Origin of the sequence: Pseudoxanthomonas sp. SL93 (genome assembly GCF_026625825.1) — a bacterium.
Lineage (GTDB): Bacteria > Pseudomonadota > Gammaproteobacteria > Xanthomonadales > Xanthomonadaceae > Pseudoxanthomonas_A.
Window position 1 is genome coordinate 1,147,602 of record NZ_CP113065.1, and the last position, 26,931, is coordinate 1,174,532.

Here is a 26,931-nt window from a genome sequence, read left to right on the forward strand (position 1 = left end):
TCAGGGGATTACGAATAAAGCAGAGGGTTATTGCAGGATGCCCATCAGCTCGACATCGAACGTCAGCGTCGCGTCCGGGCCGATGGTGCCGCCCGGTGCGCCCTGCGGCCCGTATGCCAGGTTGGACGGAATCCAGAAGCGGTACTTGGCACCCACCGGCATCAGCGACACGCCCTCGGTCCAGCCGGCGATCACGCCATTGAGCGGGAACTCGGCCGGCTGGCCGCGCTGGTAGGAGCTGTCGAACACCGTGCCGTTGAGCAGCTTGCCTTCGTAGTTGACGCGCACGCGGCTGGTCGGCATCGGACGCTGGCCGTTGCCTTCGCGCAGCACCATGTACTGCAGGCCAGACGGCGTGGTGATGACGCCCTTCTGCGTCTTGTTGGCGGTCAGGAACTTCGCACCATCTTCGCGGTTGCGCTGTGCATGTGCGCCCTGGCGCTTGGCCAGGTACGCCTGCATTTCGGCCTGGGCCTGCTCGACGGTCAGGAGCGGCGTGCCGCTCTTGCCGGCCACGTTGCGCACGGCCTGGGCCAGCACGGCGGTGTCCACTTCATCCTTGAACGGCATCAGCGAGGGGCCGACCACGTAGGTGCCCAGGAACACGCCCACCTTGGTCTTGTCCACCGCCGGCGGCTTGCTGCCCGGCGCCATGCCCGGTACCGGGGCACCGTCGGCCGCCGCCAGGTTCGCGCGCAGCAGCTGGTCGGTCGCGCGCGCCTCGTCTTCCGACATCAGCGGCGGCTTGCCGGCGAAGGTATTGACCAACGCGCGCTCGAAGGCCGCCACGTCGATGAACGGGCCTACCGGCTGCAGCGAATTGCCCACATCCACGCCGATGGCGTAGCTGACCTTGTCGCGGTCGCTTACCAGCGCCGTCTTGTCCTGTGCAGACACGCTGCCTCCCAGCATCGAAATCGTGATTGCCAACAACACGGCTGCGCCGCGAACCGACTGCTTCATCCTTCACTCCTGGAACCCGCGCCGCGAGAACGGCGCCAAACCGTTATTGTCGCACGCCGGACACGACCGACGGCATCCCTTACTTCACCGCGCGCGGTGCCTTCAGCTCGCGCTGGATCGCCGCGACCAGCGCCGGATCATCCGGCTTCACCTTGCTGGGGAAGTTGGCAACCACGCGCCCATCGCGCGAGATCAGGTACTTGTGGAAGTTCCATCCCGGCGCGACACCGGTGGAGGCCGTCAGCGCGCGATACAGCGGCGTGGCATCGTCACCGGTCACCTTGACCTTCTCGAACATCGGGAACTTCACCCCGTAGGTCAGCGTGCAGAACTCCTGGATGTCCTTCTCGCTGCCCGGCTCCTGTCCCCTGAAATCATTGGACGGGAAGCCCAGCACGGCGAAACCCTGCGCGGCGTACCGCTGGTTGAGCGCTTCTAGCCCTTCGTATTGCGGCGTGTAGCCACATTTACTGGCCGTATTGACGACCAGCAGCACCTGCCCCGCATAGCGTTCCTTCAGGTTGACAGGTGCTTTTCCGGCCAGCGGCCGGTAGCTGACATCCAGCAAACCGGCCGCCAGAGCCGTCGCGGCAACCGCCAGGACTGCCATAAAAGCCAGCAATTTCAAATAATTACGCATCATGACCCCACTCCACTAGTGCGAACATGACAAGTATGCCTTCAGTTGGGTGACAAAACCGGCAGACCCCATTGACGCCCTGTGTTTCGGTGTTATAGTTAAATACAACACCACTCACCCAATCAGGGGGGTCGCCATGAACCAGAAACTCACCCACACCCTGCCCAGCCTGGCCGTCGGCGGCCTGCTGCTGGGCCTGGGCCTGCTGGCCACCGCGTCCGGCAATCGTACCGCCGAGGTAGAGCCGGCCGCGCTGGTCGGCGCGCTGGAAGCGGAGACCCGCGAGATCACCGGTGAAGTAGGCCAGCCCGCACGCCAGCACAAGCGCCGCGCCCGGGCATCGCTGTCCATGCCCTACTTCTCCTTCGGCCAATCACTGCGTCCCAGGGGATAAGCCATGACGTCCATTCAATGGAGCGACGGCGCTCCCATCTACCGCCAGCTGAAGGATCGCGTCATCGCGATGATGCTGGACGGCATCCTGAAGCCGGGCGATGCACTGCCCTCGGTCCGCCAGGTCGCCGCCGAGTACCAGCTGAACCCGATCACCGTCTCCCGCGCCTACCAGGAACTGGCTGACGAAGCCCTGGTGGAAAAGCGCCGCGGTCTGGGCATGTTCGTCACCGACGAAGCGTCCAAGAAGCTGCGCGGCAGCGAGCGCGAGCGGTTCCTGACCGAGGAATGGCCGGCCGTCGCCGAGCGCATCGAGCGCCTGGGCCTGTCCTTAGAAGATCTGCTGCAATCCAAGGGGAACAAGTGATGAGCGCTGCAATCGCCAATACCGTGGTGTCGGCCCACGGCCTGCGCAAGGCTTACCGGAACAAGCTTGCGCTGGACAACACCAGTTTCGAGATCGAGGCGGGCAAGATCATCGGCCTGATCGGTCCCAACGGCGCCGGTAAGACCACCGCGCTGAAGGCCATCCTGGGGCTGACCCCGTTCGAGGGCCAACTGAAGGTGCTGGGCCTGGACCCGCGCGAACAGCGCGACCAGCTGATGAACGATGTCTGCTTCATCGCCGACGTGGCCGTGCTGCCGCGCTGGATGAAGGTGAAGGAAGCCATCGACTTCGTCGCCGGCGTGCATCCACGCTTCGACCGCGCCAAGTGCGACCGCTTCCTGGCCGGCACCCAGCTCAAGCCCAACCTGCGCGTGCGCGAAATGTCCAAGGGCATGATCGTGCAGCTGCACCTGGCGCTGGTGATGGCCATCGACGCCAAGCTGCTGGTGCTGGACGAACCCACGCTGGGCCTGGACATCCTTTACCGCAAGCAGTTCTACCAGCGCCTGCTGGAAGACTACTTCGACGAAGAGAAGACCATCATCGTCACCACCCACCAGGTGGAGGAGATCGAACACATCCTCACCGACGTGATGTTCATCCGCGACGGCAAGATCGCGCTGACCGCACAGATGGATGAAGTGGCCGAACGCTATACCGAGGTCCTGGTCACCGGCGACACCGTCGACCAGGCCCGGGCCCTGAAACCTATCGACGAGCGCGCCCTGCCGTTCGGCAAGACCGTGCTGCTGTTCGACGGCGTGCCGAAGGGACAACTGGCCGCCTTCGGCGAAACCCGCACCCCTGGCCTGGCCGACCTGTTCGTCGCCATCATGAAAGGAACCTACGCATGAACGCCGTCACTGCAACCATGGGCAAGACCTCCAAGCCGGGCGCGTTCAAGTGGCTGCTCAAGCGCGAGTTCTGGGAGAACCGCGGTGGCTTCTTCTGGGCGCCGGTGATCACCGGCGGCATCGTCACCACGCTCTACCTGTTGCTGGCGGTGATCGGCAGCATCGCGGCGCGGCGTTCGGACGGGGGCTTCAGGCTGGACGATGCGCCCGAGAAGGCCCACGAGATCCTCGGCGCCTTCGGCGACGGCGTGCTGCTGGCGGGCGTGATGCTGGCGTGCGTGGTGCTGGCCTTCGTGGTGTTCTTCTACGCCCTGGGCACGCTGTATGACGACCGCCGCGACCGCAGCGTACTGTTCTGGAAGTCGTTGCCGGTGTCCGACAGCCACATGGTGCTGTCCAAGCTGGCCTGGGCGCTGCTGCTGGCACCGCTGCTGGCGGTGGGCGTGGGCGTGCTGATCGGCGTGGCGATGTGGATCATCTCGGCGCTGACCATCACGGTCAACGGACTGCCAGCGGCCGGCGCGGTGTTCACCCACTCGCACCCGCTGCGCATCATCGGCGGTGCCATCGCGTCCCTGCCGGTGTACGTGTTCTGGGCGCTGCCGACCGTCGGCTGGCTGATGTTCTGCTCCGCCTGGGCGCGCTCCAAGCCGTTCCTGTGGGCCGTGCTGGTACCGGTACTGGGCTGCATCATCATCAGCATGATGGAGATTCTGCCCGGCCTGGACATCCGCCACGACCTGATCTGGTACACGGTGGTCTTCCGCGGCCTGCTGAGCGTGGTCCCGGGCACCTGGTTCCCCGCCATCGGCGAAGGCCCGGCCGACCCGAACGTGGAAATCAACACGCCGAACGAACTGGCCAATGCCATCGACCTGACGCGCAGCTGGAATGCCTTCGCCACGGCCGACCTGTGGATCGGCGCGGTCATCGGCGTGGCCCTGATCGCCGGTGCCATCTACCTGCGCCGCTGGCGCGAAGCCGAGTAAGCCACCATCCGCGGGCGGCGCACACCGCCGCCCGCACCCCACACGCATCCAAGGAGTTCCCCATGCGCACGTCATCCGCCCTGTTGCGTACCAGCTGCCTGCTCGGCGCCCTGCTGCTGGTCGCCTGCCAGCCCGCCCAGGACAAGGGCGCGTCAGCGCCCACCGGCATCGCCGCCAAGGCGATGGACGAGGCGCAGAAGGGACTGGGCCAGGCCAGCAAGGAACTACAGCAGGCGCGCACGGAAATCGATGCGGCCCGCGCAAAGCTGGCCACCGAGAACATCTCCCTCAACCGCAACGACAAGCAGAACCTGCCCAAGGCGGAAATCACGCCGTCGGGTGAACTGCTGATCGAAGGCAAGGCCGTGGCCACCACGCCGGAACAGAAGACGCTGGTGCTGGCCTATCGCGCGCAGTTGCTGGAAGTGGTGGGCGATGGCATGGCCATCGGCATGGAAGGCGCCAGCATCGGCATCGATGCGGCCGCGATGGCGTTGAAGGGCGTGCTGGCCGGTCAGTCCGGCGACGAGATCGGCAAGCAGGTTGGCAGCGAGGCCAAGGCCAAGCTCAAGCCGAAGGTGGAGCAGCTTTGCGCCCGCATGCCCGGCCTGTTCGCGGCCCAGCAGGCGCTGTCTGCCAAGCTGCCCGCGTTCACGCCGTACGCCACCATGGACCAGGCGGATGTCGACGACTGCATGAACAACACCGACTGGAATTTCTGACCGCAAACGCCTGCATCCGCCACCTTCCACGCGAGGACAATCCAGCATGCGCCCTACTTCCCTTGCCTCTTCCCTGCTGGCCCTGCTGGCCCTGACTGCTGCGGGTGCCGCGGCGGCACAGGAACCGCATTGCAAGCAGAGCGCGCCGCGGCAGCTGGCGCTCGACCTGGCAGGCGTGAAGGCCGTGGTCTTCGACATTGGGCCCCATGAGCTGAAGCTGGACGCTACGCCCGGTGCCAGGGCCCACGTTGCCGGCAAGGCATGCGCATCTTCCGCGGACGCGTTGGCCGGCCTGAAACTCACGCAGGAACGCGAGGGCGACAAGCTGCTGGTGCGTGCCTGGCGCGAAGGTCATTTCTCCGGCATCTCCTTCAAGGAGAACTACGCCTACCAGACGCTCACCGCCAGCGTGCCGGACTCCATTCCGGTGCAGCTGAAAGTCGGCTCGGGCGACGCCTCCGTCAGTGGCGCGCCGGTGCTCAGCATCGACGTGGGCTCCGGCGACGTCAGCGCGCATCGCATCCGGGGCCTGGTGGCCGCGTCCGTGGGCTCGGGTGACATCGAACTGCATGACGTCGGCCAGCTGAAGGTCATTTCCATCGGCTCGGGCAGCCTGGAAGCGCATGGCGTGCGTGGCGCGGTGGAGGTCGGCAGCATCGGCTCGGGTGGCTTCGAAGTGACCGGCGTGGAGGGCGACGTCCAGATCGGCTCCGTCGGGTCCGGTGGCGCCGACGTGCGCGACGTCAAGAGCAGTGTCGGCGTCGATTCGATCGGCTCGGGCGACGTCGATGCGCGCGCGGTCGGCGGCGGGCTCACTGTTCGCTCCGTGGGCAGCGGCTCGATCGGTCACAACGACGTGCGCGGCCCCATCGACACGCCGAAGAAGAAATGAATCCCAAAGGACCGACCATGAAATCCATCACCAACCGGCGTATCGCCCTGCTCCCGATCACCCTGTCCGTCCTGCTGCTGGCAGCCTGCGGGCCCGGCGGAAACGATGCCGGCCGCACCAGGTCCACCGCGCTCTGGGGCAAGAACATCACCCTGACGGCAGAGGGCGCCCCCAAAGCCGAGATCACCGCCGAGGGTGACTTCATCGTCGATGGCAAGAAGCTGCCCGTGAATGCCTCGCAGCGCGCGCTGCTGGTGGCGTATCACCGCGAACTGGGCGGCATTGCCGATGCCGGCATCGCCACCGGCAAAGAAGGCGCCAAGCTCGCCGGCAAGGCCGTGGGTGCCGCGGTCAAGGGCATCTTCAGTGGCGAACCCGACAGGATCGAACAGGAAATCGAAGCCGAAGCCAAGAAGGTGGAAGCCGAAGCCATGAAGATCTGCGACCGCCTGCCCGGCCTGTACCAGGCGCAGCAGAACCTGGCGGCCGCGCTACCGGAGTTCACCCCCTACGCCAGCATGGACAGCGGCGACGTGGAGGATTGCCGCAGCGACCAGACGGCCAGCTATGAAGCCGGCAACGAGGTGGGTAAAAGCATCGGACAGGCGATCAAGGGCGACGGAGACAACGCGTCGGAGCGCATGAATGCCGCCGACGAAGCCAACGCTGCCGCGGCAACCCCGGAAGAAGCGCCCAAGCCCTGACCCTGGCGTGCGCTGCTGCCCGGCACGCACGCCCCCCCCCAACGCGTCACAAGGACGACACCCGACATGAAGACCGCTCTGCTCGCCGCGACCCTGGTGCTGGCCATGCCTGCCGCATACGCAGTCGACGCCGTGGATCCCGGGCGCGAGCGTGCCTTCCAGGACCACATCGCCTATGTCGCGACGTTCGCCATGCCGGTGGTGATCGAGAAATGCACCGCGCTGGATGCCACTTACCTCCCGCGGGCCGCGCCGCTGTACTTCCGCTACGTCAACACGCACCAGGACCAGATCGAACGCGGACGGCTGCTCACGCTGGCCGAGTTCGCGCCTGGCGACACGCTGGCCGGGTATCGCGCGCGCACGCTTTCCCAGCGCCTTGGCCGGCTGGACAACGGCACGCCGGAACAGAAGCAGCAGGTGTGCGAAGGCGCACTAGGCATGCTTTCCGGCATGAAGATCCCCGGTGAGTGGCCGCCGCGCGAGTGATGCCGCGCGACGGCGGCCCTAACCGGCTCCGCCGCCCGGCTTCCCGTGGATGCCGCCCTTGGCCAGCACCGCGGGGTCCAGCAGCGGCTTCAGCGTTTTCTCCGGAAGCCCGGTCACTTCACGGGCCACGTCCAGCACCGGACGATTCTGCTTGTAGGCCTGCTTGGCGATGGCCGCGCCCTTTTCGTAACCGATCACCGGATTCAACGCGGTCACCAGGATCGGATTGCGGTCCAGTGCTTCCCTGACCCGTTCCTGCCGGACCTGGAGGCCGGCGATGCAGTCGTCCGCCAGCAGCCGCGACACATTGGCCAGCAACTGCATGCCGTCCAGCAGGTTGGCGGCGATCAGCGGCAGGGTGACGTTCAACTGGAAATTGCCGGTCTGGCCGGCCACCGTCACCGCCGTGTGGTGGCCCATCACCTGCGCGCAGACCATCACCGTGGCTTCCGGAATCACCGGGTTCACCTTGCCGGGCATGATCGAACTGCCGGGCTGCAGCGCGGGCAGTTCCACTTCCCCCAGGCCGGCCAGCGGGCCGGAATTCATCCAGCGCAGGTCATTGGCGATCTTGGTCAACGCCACTGCCAGCGCACTGAGCTGGCCGGAGAGTTCGACGGCATCATCCTGCGACGCCAGCCCTTCGAACTTGTTGGCGGCACTCTCGAAGCGGGTGCCCGTCAGGGTGGACAGCACCTTGGCGACACGGGCGCCGAAGCGCGGGTCGGCGTTGATGCCGGTGCCGATGGCAGTGCCACCCAGCGGCAGCCGGCGCACGCGTTTCACCGTGTCCTCGATGCGCGCCTGCGCGGAGGCCAGCTGCGCCGACCATGCCGAGAACTCCTGCCCGAACGTCAGCGGCATCGCATCCATCAGGTGGGTGCGGCCGGTCTTGACCACCTTGCCCAGTGCCTTGCCGCGCGCATCGATGGTCCTGCGCAGATGCTTGATGGCCGGCAGCAGGTCTTCCACCACCGCCAGCTGCGCGGCCACGCGGATCGCGGTGGGAATGACGTCGTTGGAGCTCTGCCCCAGGTTGACGTGGTCGTTGGGATGGACCGGCTTGCCGCCCCGCGATGCCAGCGTGGCGATTACCTCGTTGGCATTCATGTTCGATGACGTGCCCGAACCGGTCTGGTAGACGTCGATCGGGAACTGCGCATCATGCGTACCCGACGCCACGTCCTGTGCCGCCGCCTGCACCGCCCTGGCGATGCCCTTGGGCAGCAGCCCCAGGTCGGCGTTGACCTGCGCCGCGGCGCCCTTCACCAGCCCCAGCGCACGGATGAAGCCGCGCGGCATCGGCCGGCCTGAAATGGGGAAGTTCTGCACGGCGCGCTGGGTCTGCGCGCCCCACAGGGCATCCGCGGGCACCTGCAGCTCGCCCATGCTGTCGTGTTCGATACGCGTACGGCCGTTACGGGGCGTGCCCGTGGTCTTCTTGCTGGTCATCACCGTCTCCTGGGGGATTCACGGCTTGCACGCCGGCATGCGGACCGGTGGCTGGCGGGCCGACAGGATACGCCAGACCGCGCCATGGCCTTCCCGGGGTAAAATGAAACGATCCTTTTCAGCCCCTGCCCATCCCCATGTCGGATTCGTCCCTGCTTGCCCTCTCCCCGCTCGATGGCCGCTACGCCGGCAAGGTCGATGCGCTGCGCCCCATCTTTTCCGAGTACGGACTGATCAAGGCGCGCGTGAAGGTGGAAGTGGAGTGGTTGCTGGCGCTGGCCGCCGAACCGGGCATCGTGGAGCTGCCGGCCTTCTCCGCCCCCCAGCAGGCGAAGCTGCGCGCGCTGGCCGACGGCTTCAGCGTGGCGCACGCCGCGCGGGTGAAGGAGATCGAGCGCACCACCAACCATGACGTCAAGGCGGTGGAGTACTTCATCAAGGAACAGCTGAAGGACGATGCCGAGCTGGCGCCCGCGCTGGAGTTCGTCCATTTCGCGTGCACCAGCGAGGACATCAATAACCTGTCCTACGGCCTGATGCTGGAACAGGCGCGCCGCGAGGTGCTGCTGCCCACCCTGGATGGGGTCACCGCCACCCTGCGCCAGTTGGCGCATGCACAGGCCGCGCAGCCGATGCTGTCGCGCACGCATGGCCAGACCGCCTCGCCCACCACGCTGGGCAAGGAGCTGGCCAACGTCGTCGCGCGCGTCGAGCGACAGCGCAGGCAGATCGCCGCGGTCGAGCTGACCGGCAAGGTCAACGGCGCGGTGGGCAACTACAACGCCCACGTGGCCAGCTACCCGGACGTGGACTGGCCGGCTTTCGCGCAGCGCTTCGTCGAGAGCCTGGGGCTGGTGTTCAACCCCTACACCACGCAGATCGAACCGCACGACAACGTGGCGGAGATCGGCGACGCCGCGCGCCGCGCCAACATCATCCTGATCGACCTGGCACGCGACATCTGGGGCTACATCTCGCTCGGCTATTTCAAGCAGAAGCTGAAGGAAGGCGAAGTCGGTTCGTCGACGATGCCGCACAAGGTCAATCCGATCGACTTCGAGAACGCCGAGGGCAACTTCGGCATCGCCAACGCGCTGTTCGAGCATTTCAGCGCCAAGCTGCCGATCAGTCGCTGGCAGCGCGACCTGACCGATTCCACCGTGCTGCGCGCCCTGGGCACCGCGTTCGGCCACACGCAGGTGGCGCTGGACTCGCTGGCCAAGGGCCTGGGCAAGCTGACCGTCAATCCGGAGCGCCTCGATGCCGACTTGGACGCCGCGTGGGAAGTGCTGGCCGAAGCCGTGCAGACGGTGATGCGCCGCCATGGTCTTCCCAACCCCTACGAGCAGCTCAAGGCCCTGACACGCGGCCAGGGCATCACCGCCGATTCGATGCGTGCGTTCATCGAATCGCTGGACGTGCCGGCCGAGGCCAAGCAGCGGCTTCGCGACATGACGCCGGGCAGCTACACCGGGCTGGCGGAACGCTTGGCACGGGACATCTGAGACCCGGTGGGGAGGGACATGGCGATGCAACTGCTCATCAACATCGACGTCCCCGACCTGCCCGCTGCCGAGGCGCTCTACGTGCAGGCCTTCGGCCTCACCGCCGCACGTCGCTTTGGCGAGGGCGGCGTCGAACTGCTCGGTGCGCAGGCGCCCATCTACCTGCTCCTCGCCGCACCCGGAACGACCGCCGCCGCGAGCTCCCTGCGCGACTACGACCGCCACTGGACGCCGGTGCATCTGGACGTGGTGGTGGACGAACTGGAACCCGCCCTGCAACGCGCGCTGGCCGCCGGCATGCGGCAGGAAAGCGACATCCGTGAGGCGAACTGGGGCCGCATCGTGCGCCTGGCCGATCCGTTCGGCCACGGCTGGTGCCTGCTGCAGTTCGTCGGCCGCGGTTACGACGAACTCACGACCTGAAGGAAAAGACGTGCCCCACCCCACCCCCCTGCTGCTCATCGGCCTGCTGGCCGCGGCCTGTTGCACGACCGCCACTGCCTCGCCTGCACAGGCGCCGATCACCTGCGCCGCCGATGCCGGCTGGGATGACCCGGCGACGCCGCAGCGCATCCACGGCAACACGTGGTACGTGGGCACATGCGGCATCAGCGCGCTGCTGGTCACTTCGCCGGAAGGTCACATCCTGATCGACGGCGCCACGCCCAAGGGCGGCGCGCAGATCATCGACAACATCCGCGCGCTCGGCTTCAAGCCCGAGGACGTGCGGGCCATCGTGTTCTCGCACGAACATTTCGACCACGCCGGCGGCCTGGCCGAAGCACAGCGCGCCACCGGCGCCCCGGTGTATGCACGCGCGCCCGCGGTCGGCACGTTGAAGCGCGGCGCCAGCGACCGCGAAGATCCGCAGTTCCTCAGTCTCGAAGGATTCACGCCCGTCGCAGACGTAAAGCCCATCGGCGACGCTGGCGTGGTGGAAGTCGGCCCGCTCGCCCTGCAGGCGGTCGCCACGCCGGGACACACGCCCGGCGGCACCAGCTGGACGTGGCGCTCGTGCGACGGCGAAGACTGCCGGCAACTGGTCTATGCCGACAGCCTGACCGCGATTTCCGACGACGTGTACCGCTACAGCGACGATGCCGCGCATCCCGGTTACCTCGCCGCGTTCCGCGCCACCCTGGACCGCGTCGCGGCCCTGCGCTGCGACATCCTGGTCACGCCGCACCCGTCTGCCAGCCGGCTGTGGTCGCGCATCGGACCGGGTGCCACCGAACCGCTGGTCGATCCGGATGCCTGCCGCGCCTACGCACGCAAGGCCAGCGAACGACTGGACAAGCGGCTTGCCGACGAAGCCGCGCCCCCTGCCCCGAAGGCCACGCCATGATCGAAGTCCGCGCCACCGCCAAGCATGTCCTCGGCATGCCGGCGGCCATGTTCCTGAAGGAGTACTGGCAGAAGAAGCCGCTGCTGATCCGCCAGGCGTTCCCCGGCTACGTGTCGCCGATCCAGCCCGAGGACCTCGCCGGCCTGGCCTGCGAGGAAGCCGCGCTGTCGCGCATCGTGATGCATGACCGCGCCAACGACCGCTGGACGCTGCGCAGCGGGCCGTTCCAGGAAGACGAGTTCCCCGGCATGCCTGACCACGACTGGACCCTGCTGGTGCAGGACGTGGACAAGTGGGACACCGATGTGCGCGAACTGCTGGAGGCGTTCGACTTCCTGCCGCGCTGGCGCCTTGACGACATCATGGTCAGCTTCGCCGCCACCGGCGGTTCGGTCGGCGCGCACGTGGACCAGTACGACGTCTTCCTGCTGCAGGCACAGGGCGAACGCCACTGGCAGATCGACGCCGGCCCCAACCCGCCAACCGCCTTCCGCGACGACGCCGAACTCAAGCTGCTGCGCGAATTCACCCCTACCCACGACTGGGTGCTGGAACCGGGCGACATGCTGTACCTGCCGCCCGGCGTGCCCCACCACGGCGTGGCCGTGAATCCTTGCCTGACGTTCTCGGTCGGCATGCGTGCGCCGTCTTCGGCCGAACTGATCAGCGACTACCTGGACACGCTGGTGGCCGAGGCCGATGAGGGCGTGCGCTACCACGACGAGGACCTGTCGCCGCCCAAGGACCCGAACGAGATCGATGCCGATGCGATGAAGCGCGTGGTGGAAGCGCTCAATGCCCTGCGCATGAACGATCCCGACAAGCTGGGCGACTGGTTCGGCCGCTTCATCACCACCTATCGCGCGGCCGGCGAGGTGATGCCCGCGCCGGGGCAGCGTTCGCGCATCGAGATCGAATGGGATCTGCAGCAGGGTGCGCTGCTGCAACGCCATCCGTTCTCGCGCCTCGCATGGCGTCGCCGCGACCGGCTGGCCACGCTGTTCTGCAACGGCGTCGACCACGTACTGCCCGTGCGTGACGCGCAGGCGCTGGCGGCGCTCGACGCGCTGGACGGCACGGTCTACGCCGCACTCAGCCAGGAGGGCCGCGACGCGGTGATGGCGTTGATGGCCCAGGGCCACTACCAGCTGTTGCTGGAGACGGAGGACGGGGAATGAGCGGAACGCCGGGCTTTCGCGTCGCTTCGGTGGACTACCAGGCCGCGCTGGACGACCTGCGCAGGGTGCGCGAAACCGTCTTCGTGCAGGAGCAGCAGGTCCCCGTCGACCTGGAATGGGACGCGCTGGACCCGCTCTGCCACCACGTGGTGGCCTACGACGACGAAGGCCGCGCCATCGGGACCGGCCGCCTGACCCCCGAGCGCAAGATCGGCCGCATGGCCGTGCTGGCGGACTGGCGGGGGCGCGGCGTGGGTGAAGCGCTCCTGGCGGCGCTCGTCGCGGAGGCGCGCCAGCGCCAGTGGTCGCAGGTATCGCTGCATGCCCAGGTCAGCGCCGAAGCCTTCTATGCGCGCCAGGGCTTCCTGCCGCAGGGCGACCGTTTCCAGGAAGCGGGGATCGAACACCAGTCCATGCACCGGCGGCTGGGTGCCGCGATGGCCATCGAGCAGGCCAGGGAGGCGACCGCCATCGTCAGCGCCCTGGCCACGCAGGCCCACCGCTCGCTCTGCATCTACAGCCGCGACCTGGATCCGGGCCTGTTCGACGCCCCGCCCGTGCTCGATGCCCTGCGCCGGCTCGCCATCCGACAGCGCGGCGGCGAGATCCGCGTGCTGGTGCAGGATGCCGCCACGCCGCAACGCAACCTGGCCCCCTTGATAGGGCTCGCACAGCGGTTGCCCAGCGTGTTCGCGTTCCGCCAGACCCGCGACCCGGTCGACCGTGGCTATCCGTCCGCATACGTGGTCAACGACGACGGCGGTTACTACTTCCGCCCGCTTGGCCACCGTTTCGATGGCGAGGCCGGGCTGGAACACGGCGGCCGCGCTCGCCAGCTGCGGGAGGAATTCGGCCATGTGTGGGAGCGCTCGCGCGCTGTCACCGAGTACCGCGCCCTGGGCCTCTGAGGGCACGCGCTTGCGGCTTCCGGCGTGTGCAGGGCATCACGCATGCGGGGCCCCGATGCCCGCCAGCGTGAGTCTTTAGTCCAATCCGCTTACGCCCCGCTCCCGGCATGGGGGTATAATTTCCCGGTTTTCGCCGATGCCTGCGGGTCAATGCAGCACATCGGGCGGGAATACCCCCCGACTACCCACAGTACGCCTCGCATCGTGGACAATCTCCTGAAGCAGTTTGCGCAATCCTCGCAGCTCAATGGAGGCAATGCCTCCTATGTCGAAGACCTGTACGAGCAGTACCTGGTCGCTCCCGATAGCGTTGGCCCCAAATGGAAGGCCTACTTCGACGGCTTCAAGGGCCGCGAAGCGGGCGACGTGCCCCACTCGGTCATCATCGAGCAGGTCGCCGGCGCGGCACGCAAGGCCGCCAACAACGGCTACGCCGCCGCCCCGTCCGCCGGTGGCGACGAGCGCGAGCGCAACGTCGGCCGGCTGATCACCGCCTACCGGTCCCGCGGCCACCTGGGCGCCCGCCTGGACCCGCTGGGCCTGACCCCGCCGGTCACCACCCCGGACCTGGAACTGGGGTTCCACAACCTGTCCGAGAAGGATCTGGACAGCGAATTCAGCACCGGCAACGTCGCCGGCCAGTCGCGCATGAAGCTGCGCGACCTGCTGGCCCAGCTGAAGGCCACCTACACCGGCTCCATCGGCGCCGAGTTCATGCACATCTCGGAAGTCGACCAGCGCCAGTGGCTGTACCAGCGGCTTGAAGCGGCCGGTGGCAAGTACGGCCTGTCGGCGGATGCGCAGCGCCGCACGCTGGAGCGCCTGACCGCCGCCGAAGGCCTCGAGCGCTACCTGCACACCAAGTACGTCGGCCAGAAGCGTTTCTCGCTGGAGGGCGGCGACTCGCTGATCCCGATGCTGGACGTGATGATCCGCCGCGCCGGCGAAGGCCAGGTGAAGGACATCGTGGTCGGCATGGCCCACCGCGGCCGCCTCAACGTGCTGGTCAACACGCTGGGCAAGAGCCCGCGCAAGCTGTTCGACGAATTCGAAGGCAAGTTCGAGCACGACAACTCGCTGGCCCACGCCGGTGACGTGAAGTACCACATGGGCTTCTCCGCCGACATCGCCACCCCCGGCGGTCCGGTGCACCTGGCGCTGGCCTTCAACCCATCGCACCTGGAAATCGTCGACCCGGTCGTGGTCGGCAGCGTGCGTTCGCGCCAGGAACGCCGTGGCGACGCCGCGCGCCAGGCGGTCCTTCCGATCATCATGCACGGCGACGCCGCTTTCGCCGGCCAGGGCGTGGTGATGGAACTGTTCCAGATGTCGCAGGCGCGCGGTTTCGCGGTCGGCGGCACGCTGCACATCGTCATCAACAACCAGATCGGCTTCACCACCAGCGCGCGCGACGACGCGCGGTCCACCCTGTACTGCACCGACGTGGCCAAGATGATCGGCGCACCGGTGCTGCATGTGAACGGCGACGACCCGGAAGCCGTGGTGTTCTGCGCCAACCTGGCCTACGACTTCCGCCAGCAGTTCAAGAAGGACGTGGTGATCGACCTGGTGTGCTACCGCCGCCACGGCCACAACGAAGCCGACGAACCGGCGGCCACCCAGCCGCTGATGTACCAGACCATCCGCAAGCATCCCACCACCCGCGAGCTGTATGCGGGCAAGCTGGAAGCCGCAGGCGTGATCGCGGCCGGCGGCGGCAAGGCGCTGGCCGACGACTACCGCAACAAGCTGGACTCCGGCGAATACACCACCGAACTGGCCAAGCAGAAGAGCGACGAACTGGCCATCGACTGGTCCAGGTACGTCACCGGCAAGCTCAGCGACCCGGTCGACACCAAGGTCAAGCGCAAGTCGCTTGACTCGCTGGCGAAGATCATCACCACCATCCCCGCCGGCGTGGCGCTGCACCCGCGCGTGGCCAAGATCTACGAAGACCGCGTGAAGATGGCCGCCGGCGAACTGCCGGGCGACTGGGGCTTCGCCGAGAACCTCGCCTACGCCACGCTGCTGGCAGAAGGCCACGGCCTGCGCCTGGTCGGCCAGGACGCCGGTCGCGGCACGTTCTTCCACCGTCACGCGATCCTCCACGAGCAGAAGACCGACAGCTACTACCTGCCGCTGCGCCAGCTGGTGGAACAGCCCGAGCAGGCCACCGTCATCGACTCGCTGCTGAGCGAGGAAGCGGTGATGGCGTTCGAATACGGCTTCTCCACCACCGATCCCAACACGCTGTGCATCTGGGAAGCGCAGTTCGGCGACTTCGCCAACGGCGCGCAGGTGGTGATCGACCAGTTCATCGCCGCCGGTGAAGCCAAGTGGGGCCGCATCAGTGGCCTGACCCTGCTGCTGCCGCACGGTTACGAAGGCCAGGGGCCGGAGCACAGCTCCGCCCGCCTGGAGCGCTTCCTGCAACTGTGCGCGCTGGAGAACATGCTGGTCTGCGTGCCGACCACGCCGGCCCAGGCGTACCACATGCTGCGCCGGCAGATGCGCATGACCACCCGCAAGCCGCTGGTGGTGATGACGCCGAAGTCGCTGCTGCGCCACAAGCTGGCCGTGTCCACGCTGGACGAGCTGGCCAACGGCGAGTTCCAGCACCTGATCCCCGATGCCTCCGCGGATCCGAAGAAGGTCAAGCGCGTGGTCGCGTGCTCCGGCAAAGTCTATTACGACCTGCTGGAAGATGCGCAGAAGCGCGGCCAGGACGACGTCGCCATCCTCCGCATCGAGCAGCTGTATCCGTTCCCGCGCGAACTGCTGGCCGCCGAGCTGAAGCGCTTCGGCAAGGCCACCGAAGTGGTGTGGTGCCAGGAAGAGCCGCAGAACCAGGGCGCGTGGTACCAGATCCGCCACCACCTCAACGCCTGCCTCTCCGACAAGCAGAGCCTGCACTACGCCGGCCGCCCGCGTTCGCCCTCTCCCGCCGCCGGCCATTTCGCCGAACACGTGGAAGAGCAGCTGAAGCTGGTCGCCGATGCACTGGTCAACAAGCTCGGCGACCAGAACGTCGCCGAATAAGCTTTCCTTCTTCTCTTTATCGAATAACAACACCAGGACGCCCTAGCCAATGGCCACCGAAGTCAAAGTTCCGGTTCTTCCCGAATCCGTTTCCGATGCCACCATCGCCGCCTGGCACAAGAAGGTGGGCGACGCGGTCAAGCGCGACGAGAACCTCATGGACCTGGAGACCGACAAGGTCGTGCTGGAAGTGCCCTCGCCCGTCGATGGCGTGCTGAAGGAAATCAAGTTCAAGGAAGGCGACACCGTGACCAGCCAGCAGTTGCTGGCCATCATCGAGGAAGGTGCGGTGGCCGCCGCCGCGCCCGCCGCTGCCGAAGAGAAGAAGCCTGCCGCCGGTGCGCAGGAAGTGCAGCCGAAGGCCGAGGCCGCCAAGGCCGACGCGGCGGCCCCGTCCAGCACCAAGCCGGCCCCGGCCGCCGCCGGCACCGACGGCCTGCCGCCGGGTGCGCGCTTCACCGCCGTCACCCAGGGCATCGACCCGGCCAACGTCGAAGGCACCGGCCGCAAGGGCGCGGTGACCAAGGAAGACCTGATCAATTACGCCAGCGGCAAGACCGCCGGCGTCAGTGGCGGCGCGCGTCCGGAAGAACGCGTGCCGATGACCCGCATCCGCACGCGCATCGCCGAGCGCCTGATGCAGTCCAAGAACTCGATCGCCATGCTCACCTCGTTCAACGAGGTCAACCTGGCCAAGGTCATGGAGATGCGCAAGGAACTGCAGGACGACTTCGTGAAGGCCAACGGCATCAAGCTGGGCTTCATGAGCTTCTTCGCCAAGGCGGCCGCCAACGCGCTGCAGCGCCACCCGGTCGTCAACGCCTCGGTGGACGGCAACGACATCATCTACCACGGCTACGCCGACATCTCGATCGCCGTCTCCACCGAGAAGGGCCTGGTGACGCCGGTGCTGCGCAATGTCGAGCGCATGGGCTTCGGCGACATCGAGAAGGGCATCGCCGAGTACGCCAAGAAGGCGCGCGACGGCAAGCTGGGCTTGGAAGACCTGCAGGGTGGCACCTTCACCATCACCAACGGCGGCACCTTCGGCTCGCTGATGTCCACGCCGATCGTCAACCCGCCGCAGAGTGCCATCCTGGGCATGCATGCCATCAAGGACCGCGCCATCGTCGAGAACGGCCAGGTCATAGCCGCGCCGATGATGTACATCGCGCTGAGCTACGACCACCGCATCATCGACGGCAAGGACGCGGTGCTGTTCCTGGTGGACATCAAGAACCAGCTGGAAAACCCGCACCGCATGCTGCTGGGCATGTGAGAGCCGTGATGGGTGATTTGGGGCAGGTGATTCGCAACAGCGGTTCACCGCCCCGCCCTTTCGAATCACGAATCACTTATCACTAATCACGTGAGCGAATGAAATGAGCGAACAATTCGACGTCGTCGTCATCGGTGCCGGCCCGGCCGGCTACCACGCCGCCATCCGCGCCGCGCAGCTGGGCATGAAGGTCGCGTGCATCGACGCCGCGCTGGGCAAGGACGGCAAGCCCGCGCTGGGCGGCACCTGCCTGCGCGTGGGCTGCGTACCCTCCAAGGCGCTGCTGGATTCCTCGCGCCAGTTCTGGAACATGGGCCACCTGTTTGGCGACCACGGCATCAGCTTCAAGGACGCGAAGATCGACGTCGAAGCGATGGTCGGCCGCAAGGACAAGATCGTGAAGCAGTTCACCGGCGGCATCGCGATGCTGTTCAAGGCGAACAAGATCACCCCGTACTACGGCTTCGGCCAGCTGCAGCCCGGCAACGTGGTCAAGGTCAAGCAACACGACGGCAGCGAAGTGGAGCTCAAGGGCACCAACGTCATCATCGCCGCCGGTTCGGATTCCATCGAACTGCCGTTCGCCAAGTTCGACAACGAATACATCGTCGACAACGTCGGTGCGCTGGACTTCACCGAAGTCCCGAAGCGCCTGGCCGTGATCGGCGCCGGCGTCATCGGCCTGGAGCTGGGCAGCGTGTGGAAGCGCCTGGGCGCCGAGGTTGTGATCCTGGAAGCCCTACCCGACTTCCTGGCCGCCGCTGATGCGGAAGTCGCCAAGACGGCCGCCAAGGAGTTCAAGAAGCAAGGCCTGGACATCCGCCTGGGCGCCAAGGTCAGCAAGACCGAAGTCACCGGCAAGGGCAAGAAGAAGGAAGTCGTGGTCACCTACGCCGATGCCGAAGGCGAGAAGACCCTGACGGTCGACAAGCTACTGGTCGCGGTGGGCCGCAAGGCGGCCAGCAAGGGCCTGCTGGCCGACGGTACCGGCGTGAAGCTCAACGAGCGCGGCCAGATCGAAGTGGACGACCACTGCCACACCGGCGTGGACGGCGTGTGGGCCGTCGGCGACTGCGTGCGCGGCCCGATGCTGGCGCACAAGGGCTTCGAGGAAGGCATCGCGGTGGCCGAACTGATCGCCGGCCTGCCCGGCCACGTCAACCTCGATACCGTGCCTTGGGTCATCTACACCGAGCCGGAAATCGCGTGGGTCGGCAAGACCGAGAAGCAGCTCAAGGACGAAGGCATCCCGTACAAGGCGGGCAGCTTCCCGTTCGCGGCGATCGCACGCGCGGTTGCCATGGGCGAGCCTGCCGGCTTCGTGAAGGTACTTGCGCATGCCGAGACCGACCGCATCCTGGGCCTGCACCTGGTCGGCGTGGGCGTATCGGAACTGGTGCACGAAGGCGTCATCACGATGGAGTTCAACGGCTCCGCCGACGACCTGGCCCGCATCTGCCACGCGCACCCCACGCTGTCCGAAGCGATCCATGACGCGGCCATGGCGGTGGACAAGCGCGCCATCCACAAGGCCAACTGATCCTGATGCTCCGCACCAACGGCCCGGTACTCCGGGCCGTTCTGCTTCAGGGATTCCACTGCCGACGGAAAACCATGTTCTCCTTGCTGCTCCTGATTCCCCTGACGACATCGGCCACCCCCATGACATCACCCGACGGGCACGATGATCCGCACGCAAGGTGCGCGCTGGTGAACGTGGGCATGAACCTTCGCGAAGCGCTGGCGATCATGCGACGCCTGCCTGACAGCACGCTCAGTGGCCACAGTGCCGCCGGCCCGGCCGGTGATCCACCCGCAGGCAGCTTCGCGATCGACTTCTGGCAGACCACCGATGCACAGGGCATCCGCCGCACGTCCGCATTGCGTTACAGCGGTGGCACCATCGAAAGCGCGGACTGCGGCCGCGTCGACGTCGCGCCCGCCGTCCCCTCGCCATTGAAGGAAGACTGACCCATGCGTTCCCTCTGCGTCTATTGCGGCTCCAACGCCGGCAACAAGCCCGCCTACACCGAACGCGCCATCGCCTTGGGCGACCGCATCGCAAAGGAAGGCCTGCAGCTGGTCTACGGCGGCGGCAACGTCGGCCTGATGGGCATCGTCGCCGATGCGGTGCTCGCTGCCGGCGGTGAAGTCATCGGCGTGATCCCCGAACAGCTGGTGGGCTGGGAAGTCGCGCACAAGGGCGTCACGCGGCTGGAAGTCGTCGCCAACATGCATGAGCGCAAGAAGCGCATGTTCGACCTGGCCGACGCCTTCGTCGCCCTGCCCGGCGGCTTCGGCACGCTGGACGAGATGTTCGAGATGCTGACCTGGCGCCAGCTGGGCATCGGCAACAAGCCCTGCGCCTTTCTTGATGTCGAGGGTTTCTACACCCCGCTGATGGGCATGATCGACCGCATGGTGGAGGAACGCTTCCTGCACCCCGACCAGCGCAACGACCTGTGGCACGGCGACGACATCGACGCGATGATCGGCTGGATGCGCGCCTACAGTCCCGCGCACGCCGACAAGTGGATGGACGAGAAGCGAAGGAAGTCGCTGCGCTGATGATGGCTGCGGCGCGTCGCCGGCCGGAAACTCTAGTCGCTGGGTCCCGGCTTTCGCCGGGATGACGGAGTACGCTGCTTGCGATCCGCGAGCCTTGGCGGGAGGGTCTGTCGAAGAGCGCAGGATGTTCTCTCTCGACTTTTCCCGTCATCCCGGCGAAAGCCGGGACCCAGCGACTTGCGCTTGCCCAGGCCTTGTAACAGAGCCAACATCCAGCTCAAAGGAAAGCGACACACCACGGAGCACACGATGCGGGAACGGATTCCCTGTGTTTACATCCTTGCGAGCAAACGCAACGGCACGCTGTATATAGGCGTCACTTCGGACCTGCCGTCTCGCATATGGCAGCACAAGAATGACCAGGTCGTCGGATTTACACAGCGCTATCACGTGCATATGTTGATCTGGTACGAAGTCCACCCCACCATGGAATCCGCCATCAGCCGCGAAAAGGCGCTGAAGGAGTGGAAGCGCGCATGGAAGATCAAATTGATCGAGGATCGGAATCCATACTGGCGTGATCTGGAAGACGAGCTTGCATGAGCCCTCTATCGCCGCCCCATGCCAATGTTCCGACCAAAGTTGCAGGACTTCGCCTTTGCTTTTCCATGATCTGACCGCAAGAATCACAGCCACTGGGTCCCGGCCTTCGCCGGGATGACGAGCAAATCATGACCCTCCCTGATTTTTTCAGCGCCTTCCGCATCCACAACGACGCCAGCGGATACCGCAGCGGCATCGAGTCGCTCTCGCTGGACGACCTGAATCCCGGCGAGGTGGTCATCAAGACCGCGTACTCGTCGGTCAACTACAAGGACGCGCTGGCCGGTACCGGCGAGGGCAAGATCCTGCGGCGCTTCCCGCTGGTGGGCGGCATCGACGTGGCGGGCCACGTGGTCGCTTCCACCGACCCGGGCTTCCGGGAAGGCGATGCCGTACTGGTCACCGGCTGCGGGCTGAGTGAGACGCGCGACGGCGGTTATGCCGAATACGCGCGCCTGCAGGCCGAATGGGTCATTCCCCTGCCCGGCGGCCTGTCCCTGCGCGAGAGCATGATCCTGGGTACCGCCGGCTTCACCGCCGCGCTTGCGCTGTACCGCATGCTCGACAACCGCCAGACGCCCGGGCTCGGGCCGTTGGCGGTCACCGGTGCCACCGGCGGCGTGGGGTCGCTGGCCGTGGATATCTTCAGCCGTGCCGGGTTCGAGGTGCATGCCATCAGCGGCAAGCCGGAGCACGCCGCCTACCTGACCGCCATCGGGGCCAACCGGGTGCTCGGCCGGGACGCCCTGTCGACCACCCGCCCCATGGAGACGGCGCATTTCGGTGGCGGCCTGGACAACGTCGGCGGCCCGATGCTGGCCAGCCTGCTGGCGCAGACCACGCCTTACGGCAACGTCGCCACCGCGGGCCTGGCCGCCAGCCACGACCTGCCGACCACGGTGATGCCCTTCATCATCCGGGGCGTATCGCTGCTGGGCGTCGCCTCGGCCGGTACAGCCCGGGACATCCGCGATGCCGTCTGGCAACACCTGGCCAGCGACTGGAAGCCGGCCCACCTGGACACCATCTGCACCCGCGAAACCACCCTGGACGGGCTGCCGGAGGTGTTCCGGACCATGCTGGCCGGACAGTCGTTCGGGCGTACGGTCGTGCGAATGGGATGAACGGCAGCGGGCGCGCGACAGGCGCGCGAACTGGGCGCCCGGGCCCATTTCTGTTGACGCAATCTCCCACTACAATCGACGGCGGGGACAACTTGGGGAACTCCATGGCAAAGATTCTGATCGTCGACGATTCACCGTCGCAGCTGCTGGGCATCCAGCGTATCGTCGAAAAACTCGGGCACGAGTCCATCACCGCGGAAGATGGCGCTGCCGGCGTGGAAGTCGCCAAGCGCGAGCTGCCCGACATGGTGCTGATGGATGTGGTGATGCCCAACCTCAACGGGTTCCAGGCCACCCGGACGCTGAGCCGCGAGGCCACCACCAAGCACATCCCGGTCATCCTGGTCACCACCAAGGACCAGGACACCGACCGCATGTGGGGCCTGCGCCAGGGCGCAAAGGCCTACCTGACCAAGCCGTTCTCGGAAGACGAACTGGCCGAAGTCATCGAGCGCATCTTCAACGCACGCGAGCTGCCGTCCGCGCCATCGGCGTGACGTGTTGACGCGGTGCGGGTGACGAAAGAGCAGGCTCATCGCCTGCTCTTTTGCGTTGCGGGCCAGGCATCCTCAGCGCGGCGCGAGGTAGCCGCCCCGAACCCCCTGCGGCGACAGCACCAGTTGCCAGAGTTGCGAGCGCCGCGTACGGAACGTGGCCATCGATCCCGCCAGGTAGAACCGCCACATGCGTCTGAAGCGCTCGCCATAGCGCGCGCCCAGCGCTGGCCACGCCGCTTCCACTTTGTCGCGCCACGCCTGCAGCGTGCGGTCGTAGTCCGCACCGAAGTTGTGCCAGTCCTCGACCACGAACCTGCCCTCCACGGCCTGCGCGATCTGCGCGGCCGACGGCAGCATCGAATTGGGAAAGATGTAGCGCGCGATCCACGGATCGGTGCGGTGCACGGAGTGGTTGGTGCCGATGGTGTGCAGCAGGAACAGGCCCTGCGGTGGCAGGCAGCGGCGGACCACGTCGAAGTAGGCGGTGTAGTTCTTGACGCCGACATGTTCGAACATGCCCAGCGAGAACACGGCATCGAAAGGCTCGTCCAGCTCGCGGTAATCCTGCAGGCGGATCTCGATGGGCAATCCGGCGCACAGGTCGCGGGCGTAGTCCGCCTGCTGTTGCGAGATGGTCACGCCCACCCCGCTCACGCCATGGCGTTCCACCGCGAACTTCAGCGCTTCGCCCCAGCCACAGCCGATGTCCAGCACGCGCATGCCGGGACGCAATTGCAGCTTGCGGCACACCAGGTCGAGCTTGGCTTCCTGTGCGTCATCCAGGTTGGAGGCTTCTCGCCAGTAGGCGCAGCTGTAGACGAGGCGCCGGCCCAGCATGGCGTGATAGAGATCGTTGCCCAGGTCGTAGTGACGGCGGCCGACTTCACCGCTGCGTCGCGGCGACTGCAGGTTCAGCAGGCGCGCGCGCAGGGCGTCGAAGATTTCCCCTGCCCGGTGTACGCGCTGGTCCAGCCGGGCCTCGAGAATGCGGGACAACGTACCGTCGAGGGCGGCCGCGTCCCACTCGCCGTCCATGTAGCTTTCGCCCATTCCCAGCGAACCCCGTGCCAGCGCCCGGGCCGCGAAGCGTGGATCATGGACGTGGATGTCCCAGGGACGGTCGCCGCCGATCCGCACGTCCGCTTCGGCCAGCAGGCCGGCGATCCTGCGTTCGAAGCGGCCGTGTGGCATGGCGTCAGCGGGCGAACAATCCCGCGTACTCCGGCGCGACGTGCGGCAACAACACGGCGGCGGGCACGTCGACGGTCTGGGTGCCGTCGGCATAAGGGCCCACCTGGTAAGGCGGGAAGACGAAGCGCAGCGCGGTGATCCTGCCTGCCGTATCCAGTACCGGCACGAACTCGGAGAAGTTGGTGGCTTCCGGTTCGGTGCCGTCGTCGATCATGCGCGCGGAACTCTTGATCAGCTCCGCACGGTCGGCCGGAGGAAGTTCGTCCTCGTCCACGCGCAGGACCACCGCGGTGTGCAGCTGTTCGCGCGCGTAGTCGCTGATGGCCTTCCAGCCGGCCTCCCCCGGCACCAGGGCGGCGGCGGTCAGCCGCTTCTGCTGCTCGGGCAGCCAGACGAAACGCGCGATCAGCGGCTGGCCGTGTGCCCCGCCGGTATAGCGGCTGCCATCCGCGGCGATGGCCACGATCTGCGGCGTGTTGACGACCTGTTCGAACGTCAGCGAAAGCTCGTACGGTGCCGTCGGCTTGTCGTTGCCGAAAGCCTCGACCGCTTCCATCAGTTCGGCGCGCGCGGCCGCGGAATAGTCGCCGAGCGCCTTCGCCAGGCCGGGGTACTGGTTGGCCGATGGCGGATAGCTGATGCCGATGACGTAGCGGTCGGTGGTCTCGATGACATCCTTCAGCGCGGTCGGTGCGACGGCAGGAACATCCGTCGGGGTGGTGGCGGCGGGAGCGCCACTGGCCGCAGGAGTGCTTGCCGGCTCCTCGCGCTTGCAGCCGGCCACGGCCGACACCAGCAGCGCCGCGCAAAGCAGGCCCCGGAACAGCGGGGAATGGGTGGAATGTAGCGTCACGTTCGGGCTCCTTCCGCGTGTGAGGGTGCAGATTCTATGCCGCGCCGCAGCAGCGCTCCAGCGCTGCAGCCGGTACTACGCGACCAGATCGGCGTACTCGGGGTGGCGCTGCACGTAGGCGGCCGAATACGAACATGCGGGCACCACGCGCCATCCCTGTCCCCGTGCATGGTCAAACGCAGCGCGGACCAGGGCGGCGGCCACGCCCCGCCCGCCGATGGCCTGCGGCACGCCGGTATGGTCGATCACCATCTGCTGGCCGCGGAGCGAATACAGCAATTCCGCCTCGTGCCCGTCCACCGTGGTGGAAAAGCGCAGCGCGGCGGGGTCGTGATGGATGTCCAAAGCGGGGGCTTCCGAGGTCATGGCAGGTCCGTGGTGGGGGGCTCATGGCCATTGTGACCCACTGCCCATCAAAACCTTGCGGCAATACTGGACGCTGCGCGTCACATTCATCCTTGTGAAGGGGGTCGCCCCCTCCATCAATGTGACGGATCTCTCAAATAAAAAGTTGGCACGAATGCTGCGTCTACCCGCCCATAGACCGCAGCCTCCGGAGTTTCGCCATGAGCCTGATCGACCAACTGCCCGACGTCTCCAACGCGAGTGATTTCACCCTGCTGGAAGGCCTGTACCAGCTGACCGTCACCGGTCACACGCAGGACTGGGAATTCGAGCGCCTCAACAACGCCGTGTACGAGCGACTGATGTCCACGTATTCGAGCAACGAGAGCAATGGCGTGCACGCCGTGCACAGCCTGATGGATTGACGCTTCACCTCACTCATCGCTAGTCGCCACCGGGTGCTCCGGCGCGGCGCAGGGGTCCGTCTTCGGACGTGACTGCCGCGCCGGAGTCCCGTCCCTCGCCTGCCACCGCGCCGCGCGGGCCGCTCCACTTCACACCGATCACTCCATGTTCCGTGTCGGGACCTACTCGCCGCGGTGGTCGCGCTTGCCCTGGTTGCGACGATCCTGCGTGCCGGAACTGCCCTGGATCGCCTTCAGGCGGCTTTCGGCCGCATGCAGCTCATTGGCGCGCACCGCCGCCTCCGCCGACACGAAGCCCGAGGCCTGCGACGTGGGCTGACCCTCGTGGTCGAGCTGCTGCCACGGCGCTGGCTGGCGATCGTGTTCCTGCTTCTGCTCAAGCAGCATGCGTGCCTGTTCCAGCGCCTGTTCCGGCGTGATGGGGCTCGGTGCCTTGCGCTTGCGTGGCGGCTTCGCCGGCGCGTTCGCACGCGGGGCGGGAGCAGCGGCGCCCTGTTTCAACGCCTTTTCGGCGGTACCCCCGCCGGCTGTTTTCCTGGCCCGCGGAGTCGGGGCGGCCGTTTTACGGACAGGCTTGGGCACGGCCTTCGTGGCAACTTTCTCTGAAGCGATCTTCCTTGCGGGAGCGTTCCTGGCTACCGTCTTTTTGGCCGCCACCTTTTCGACGACACGCTTCTTGGCGACCGCCTTCTTGGCTACCTGCTTCGTCGCGGTGGCCTTCTTCGCCACGGTCTTCTTCGTTGCGGACTTGCTGCCAGGGGATTTCCGCGCGGCGGACTTGCTGGCGGGTTTGCGTGCGGCAGGCGCTGCCTTCTTCGCGGTTGTCTTGCGCGCCGGTGCCTTCTTCGCCACACGCTTGGCGGACGAAGTACGTGCCGCCGCCTTCTTGCCTGCAGCCTTCTTCGCCGTTGCCTTCGTGCCGGTCCTGCTTGTCTTGGCCTGTGCCATGCCTTGCTCCACGGGTTGGACGTGGCATCGGGATAGCACGCGTCACCTTCAGGCCAGGTGAGCGCAGGCGCAATGCGCGCTTAACCGAAGGACGGATTCGCCAACTGGGTCAGGAAGTGATTGATCACGCGCGTGTCCATCGCCACCAGGAACAACACCCCGTATGCCGCACCCGCCAGATGCGCACCGTGGTTGATGTTGTCGCCACCACGATGGTCCATCCAGATGCTGTAGGCGATGTAGAGCACCGCGAACACGATGGCCGGCATCGGTACGAAGAACACGCCGATCCGCGCCCACGGCGCCAGCATGATGAAGGCGAACAGCACGGCGGATACCGCACCGGACGCCCCCAGGCTGCGGTAGTTGGGGTCCTTCTGGTGCTTCAGGTAGGTCGGCAGGATCGACACCACCAGCGCCGAGAAATAGAACAGCGGGAATACCCACGGGCCTTTCTGCTCGGCCATCCAGGCTTCGATCTGCTGGCCGAAGAAGAACAGCGTGACCATGTTGAACAGCAGGTGCCAGAAGTCGGCATGGATGAAGCCGTAGGTCACCAGCCGGTCGTACTGGCGGTGGCGGTCGATCGCCGGCGGCCACAGGATCAGGCGGCCGGCCAGCGACGGTTTGCGGAACGCCACGAACGTCACCACGCAGGTGACGGCGATCAGCAGGTAGGTGAACGGTGACGACATCA

Annotated in this window: 30 protein-coding genes; 22 read left to right on the plus strand and 8 right to left on the minus strand. The window is 66.6% G+C overall.

The genetic code is table 11. The features are described from left to right. Positions 1–27: 27 nt before the first annotated feature. Together OVA13_RS05280 and OVA13_RS05285 are read right to left on the minus strand one after the other, a co-directional pair. Positions 28–963 carry an FKBP-type peptidyl-prolyl cis-trans isomerase gene (locus tag OVA13_RS05280; RefSeq protein ID WP_267792749.1) on the minus strand — a complete coding sequence of 312 codons (936 nt, stop codon included), beginning with the start codon at positions 961–963 and terminating at the stop codon, positions 28–30. 79 nt (positions 964–1,042) lie between these two features. Next, the gene (locus OVA13_RS05285; RefSeq protein WP_267793452.1) at positions 1,043–1,573 is read right to left on the minus strand and encodes a glutathione peroxidase; all 531 of its coding nucleotides are present in this window, start codon (positions 1,571–1,573) and stop codon (positions 1,043–1,045) included. 166 nt (positions 1,574–1,739) lie between these two features. Here OVA13_RS05285 and OVA13_RS05290 point away from each other — a divergent pair, with 166 nt between their 5' ends. The 8 genes from OVA13_RS05290 to OVA13_RS05325 all read left to right on the plus strand — a co-directional run bounded on the left by OVA13_RS05290 (position 1,740) and on the right by OVA13_RS05325 (position 7,034). After that, positions 1,740–1,997: a hypothetical protein gene (locus OVA13_RS05290; protein WP_267792750.1), complete on the plus strand. Its 258-nt coding sequence runs from the start codon at positions 1,740–1,742 to the stop codon at positions 1,995–1,997. Between the two features lie 3 nt (positions 1,998–2,000). Continuing rightward, complete coding sequence (locus OVA13_RS05295) at positions 2,001–2,363, plus strand: GntR family transcriptional regulator (protein ID WP_267792751.1); 363 nt, start codon at positions 2,001–2,003, stop codon at positions 2,361–2,363. After that, complete coding sequence (locus tag OVA13_RS05300; protein WP_267792752.1) at positions 2,363–3,238, plus strand: ABC transporter ATP-binding protein; 876 nt, start codon at positions 2,363–2,365, stop codon at positions 3,236–3,238. The genes OVA13_RS05295 and OVA13_RS05300 overlap by 1 nt, the downstream gene beginning before the upstream one ends. Beyond that, positions 3,235–4,227 carry an ABC transporter permease gene (locus tag OVA13_RS05305; RefSeq protein WP_267792753.1) on the plus strand — a complete coding sequence of 331 codons (993 nt, stop codon included), beginning with the start codon at positions 3,235–3,237 and terminating at the stop codon, positions 4,225–4,227. The genes OVA13_RS05300 and OVA13_RS05305 overlap by 4 nt, the downstream gene beginning before the upstream one ends. 62 nt (positions 4,228–4,289) lie before the next feature. Further along, on the plus strand, positions 4,290–4,949 hold the full coding sequence (locus OVA13_RS05310) for a YggN family protein (protein WP_267792754.1): 660 nt from the start codon (positions 4,290–4,292) through the stop codon (positions 4,947–4,949). A 46-nt stretch (positions 4,950–4,995) separates the two neighbouring features. Next, positions 4,996–5,841 carry a DUF4097 family beta strand repeat-containing protein gene (locus OVA13_RS05315; RefSeq protein WP_267792755.1) on the plus strand — a complete coding sequence of 282 codons (846 nt, stop codon included), beginning with the start codon at positions 4,996–4,998 and terminating at the stop codon, positions 5,839–5,841. Positions 5,842–5,858: 17 nt separating this feature from the next. After that, positions 5,859–6,545, plus strand: a complete 687-nt coding sequence (locus tag OVA13_RS05320) for a DUF2884 family protein (protein ID WP_267792756.1) — start codon at positions 5,859–5,861, stop codon at positions 6,543–6,545. A 66-nt stretch (positions 6,546–6,611) separates the two neighbouring features. Further along, entirely contained in the window at positions 6,612–7,034 is a 423-nt protein-coding gene (locus tag OVA13_RS05325; RefSeq protein WP_267792757.1) for a hypothetical protein, read from the plus strand. An 18-nt stretch (positions 7,035–7,052) separates the two neighbouring features. Here OVA13_RS05325 and OVA13_RS05330 read toward each other — a convergent pair whose 3' ends face one another. Beyond that, positions 7,053–8,486, minus strand: a complete 1,434-nt coding sequence (locus OVA13_RS05330; protein WP_267792758.1) for a class II fumarate hydratase — start codon at positions 8,484–8,486, stop codon at positions 7,053–7,055. 137 nt (positions 8,487–8,623) lie between these two features. On the opposite strand from OVA13_RS05330, the gene purB reads away from it, so the two are divergent. The 13 genes from purB to pilH all read left to right on the plus strand — a co-directional run bounded on the left by purB (position 8,624) and on the right by pilH (position 22,472). Further along, positions 8,624–9,991, plus strand: coding sequence for an adenylosuccinate lyase (purB, locus tag OVA13_RS05335; RefSeq protein ID WP_267792759.1), 1,368 nt, complete (start codon positions 8,624–8,626; stop codon positions 9,989–9,991). A 24-nt stretch (positions 9,992–10,015) separates the two neighbouring features. Continuing rightward, a complete protein-coding gene (locus OVA13_RS05340) occupies positions 10,016–10,414 on the plus strand; it encodes a VOC family protein (protein WP_267793453.1) in 399 nt (132 codons plus the stop codon). Between the two features lie 10 nt (positions 10,415–10,424). Continuing rightward, positions 10,425–11,336 carry a subclass B3 metallo-beta-lactamase gene (bla, locus tag OVA13_RS05345; protein WP_267792760.1) on the plus strand — a complete coding sequence of 304 codons (912 nt, stop codon included), beginning with the start codon at positions 10,425–10,427 and terminating at the stop codon, positions 11,334–11,336. Continuing rightward, positions 11,333–12,514: a cupin domain-containing protein gene (locus tag OVA13_RS05350; protein ID WP_267792761.1), complete on the plus strand. Its 1,182-nt coding sequence runs from the start codon at positions 11,333–11,335 to the stop codon at positions 12,512–12,514. Before bla ends, OVA13_RS05350 begins: the two co-directional genes overlap by 4 nt. Continuing rightward, positions 12,511–13,422, plus strand: coding sequence for a GNAT family N-acetyltransferase (locus OVA13_RS05355; RefSeq protein ID WP_267792762.1), 912 nt, complete (start codon positions 12,511–12,513; stop codon positions 13,420–13,422). Before OVA13_RS05350 ends, OVA13_RS05355 begins: the two co-directional genes overlap by 4 nt. A gap of 204 nt (positions 13,423–13,626) precedes the next feature. Continuing rightward, entirely contained in the window at positions 13,627–16,461 is a 2,835-nt protein-coding gene (locus OVA13_RS05360; protein WP_267792763.1) for a 2-oxoglutarate dehydrogenase E1 component, read from the plus strand. Between the two features lie 49 nt (positions 16,462–16,510). Then, positions 16,511–17,740 (plus strand): dihydrolipoyllysine-residue succinyltransferase, encoded by a 1,230-nt coding sequence (gene sucB, locus OVA13_RS05365; protein ID WP_267792764.1) that lies wholly within the window; start codon positions 16,511–16,513, stop codon positions 17,738–17,740. Between the two features lie 103 nt (positions 17,741–17,843). After that, positions 17,844–19,280 (plus strand): dihydrolipoyl dehydrogenase, encoded by a 1,437-nt coding sequence (gene lpdA / locus OVA13_RS05370; protein WP_267792765.1) that lies wholly within the window; start codon positions 17,844–17,846, stop codon positions 19,278–19,280. Between the two features lie 122 nt (positions 19,281–19,402). After that, positions 19,403–19,711, plus strand: a complete 309-nt coding sequence (locus OVA13_RS05375; RefSeq protein ID WP_267792766.1) for a hypothetical protein — start codon at positions 19,403–19,405, stop codon at positions 19,709–19,711. Between the two features lie 3 nt (positions 19,712–19,714). Then, positions 19,715–20,308 (plus strand): LOG family protein, encoded by a 594-nt coding sequence (locus tag OVA13_RS05380; RefSeq protein ID WP_267792767.1) that lies wholly within the window; start codon positions 19,715–19,717, stop codon positions 20,306–20,308. A 249-nt stretch (positions 20,309–20,557) separates the two neighbouring features. After that, positions 20,558–20,851 carry a GIY-YIG nuclease family protein gene (locus OVA13_RS05385; protein ID WP_267792768.1) on the plus strand — a complete coding sequence of 98 codons (294 nt, stop codon included), beginning with the start codon at positions 20,558–20,560 and terminating at the stop codon, positions 20,849–20,851. Between the two features lie 128 nt (positions 20,852–20,979). Continuing rightward, positions 20,980–21,975 (plus strand): YhdH/YhfP family quinone oxidoreductase, encoded by a 996-nt coding sequence (locus OVA13_RS05390; protein WP_267792769.1) that lies wholly within the window; start codon positions 20,980–20,982, stop codon positions 21,973–21,975. A 104-nt stretch (positions 21,976–22,079) separates the two neighbouring features. Next, positions 22,080–22,472 (plus strand): twitching motility response regulator PilH, encoded by a 393-nt coding sequence (gene pilH, locus OVA13_RS05395; protein ID WP_055942820.1) that lies wholly within the window; start codon positions 22,080–22,082, stop codon positions 22,470–22,472. Positions 22,473–22,544: 72 nt separating this feature from the next. Here the strand turns inward: pilH and cfa are convergent, their stop codons facing one another. From cfa to OVA13_RS05410, 3 genes are all read right to left on the minus strand, one after another. Then, on the minus strand, positions 22,545–23,663 hold the full coding sequence (gene cfa / locus OVA13_RS05400) for a cyclopropane fatty acyl phospholipid synthase (RefSeq protein WP_267792770.1): 1,119 nt from the start codon (positions 23,661–23,663) through the stop codon (positions 22,545–22,547). Between the two features lie 4 nt (positions 23,664–23,667). Beyond that, positions 23,668–24,477 carry a DUF3298 and DUF4163 domain-containing protein gene (locus OVA13_RS05405; protein ID WP_267793454.1) on the minus strand — a complete coding sequence of 270 codons (810 nt, stop codon included), beginning with the start codon at positions 24,475–24,477 and terminating at the stop codon, positions 23,668–23,670. Between the two features lie 114 nt (positions 24,478–24,591). Beyond that, positions 24,592–24,882: a GNAT family N-acetyltransferase gene (locus OVA13_RS05410; protein ID WP_267792771.1), complete on the minus strand. Its 291-nt coding sequence runs from the start codon at positions 24,880–24,882 to the stop codon at positions 24,592–24,594. Positions 24,883–25,082: 200 nt separating this feature from the next. Between OVA13_RS05410 and OVA13_RS05415 the strand changes: the two genes are divergently transcribed. Continuing rightward, a complete protein-coding gene (locus tag OVA13_RS05415) occupies positions 25,083–25,286 on the plus strand; it encodes a hypothetical protein (RefSeq protein ID WP_267792772.1) in 204 nt (67 codons plus the stop codon). A gap of 162 nt (positions 25,287–25,448) precedes the next feature. Here OVA13_RS05415 and OVA13_RS05420 read toward each other — a convergent pair whose 3' ends face one another. Together OVA13_RS05420 and OVA13_RS05425 are read right to left on the minus strand one after the other, a co-directional pair. Continuing rightward, positions 25,449–26,234, minus strand: coding sequence for a histone H1-like repetitive region-containing protein (locus OVA13_RS05420; protein WP_267792773.1), 786 nt, complete (start codon positions 26,232–26,234; stop codon positions 25,449–25,451). A gap of 80 nt (positions 26,235–26,314) precedes the next feature. Next, positions 26,315–26,929, minus strand: a complete 615-nt coding sequence (locus OVA13_RS05425; protein WP_267792774.1) for a rhomboid family intramembrane serine protease — start codon at positions 26,927–26,929, stop codon at positions 26,315–26,317. Positions 26,930–26,931 lie beyond the last annotated feature (2 nt).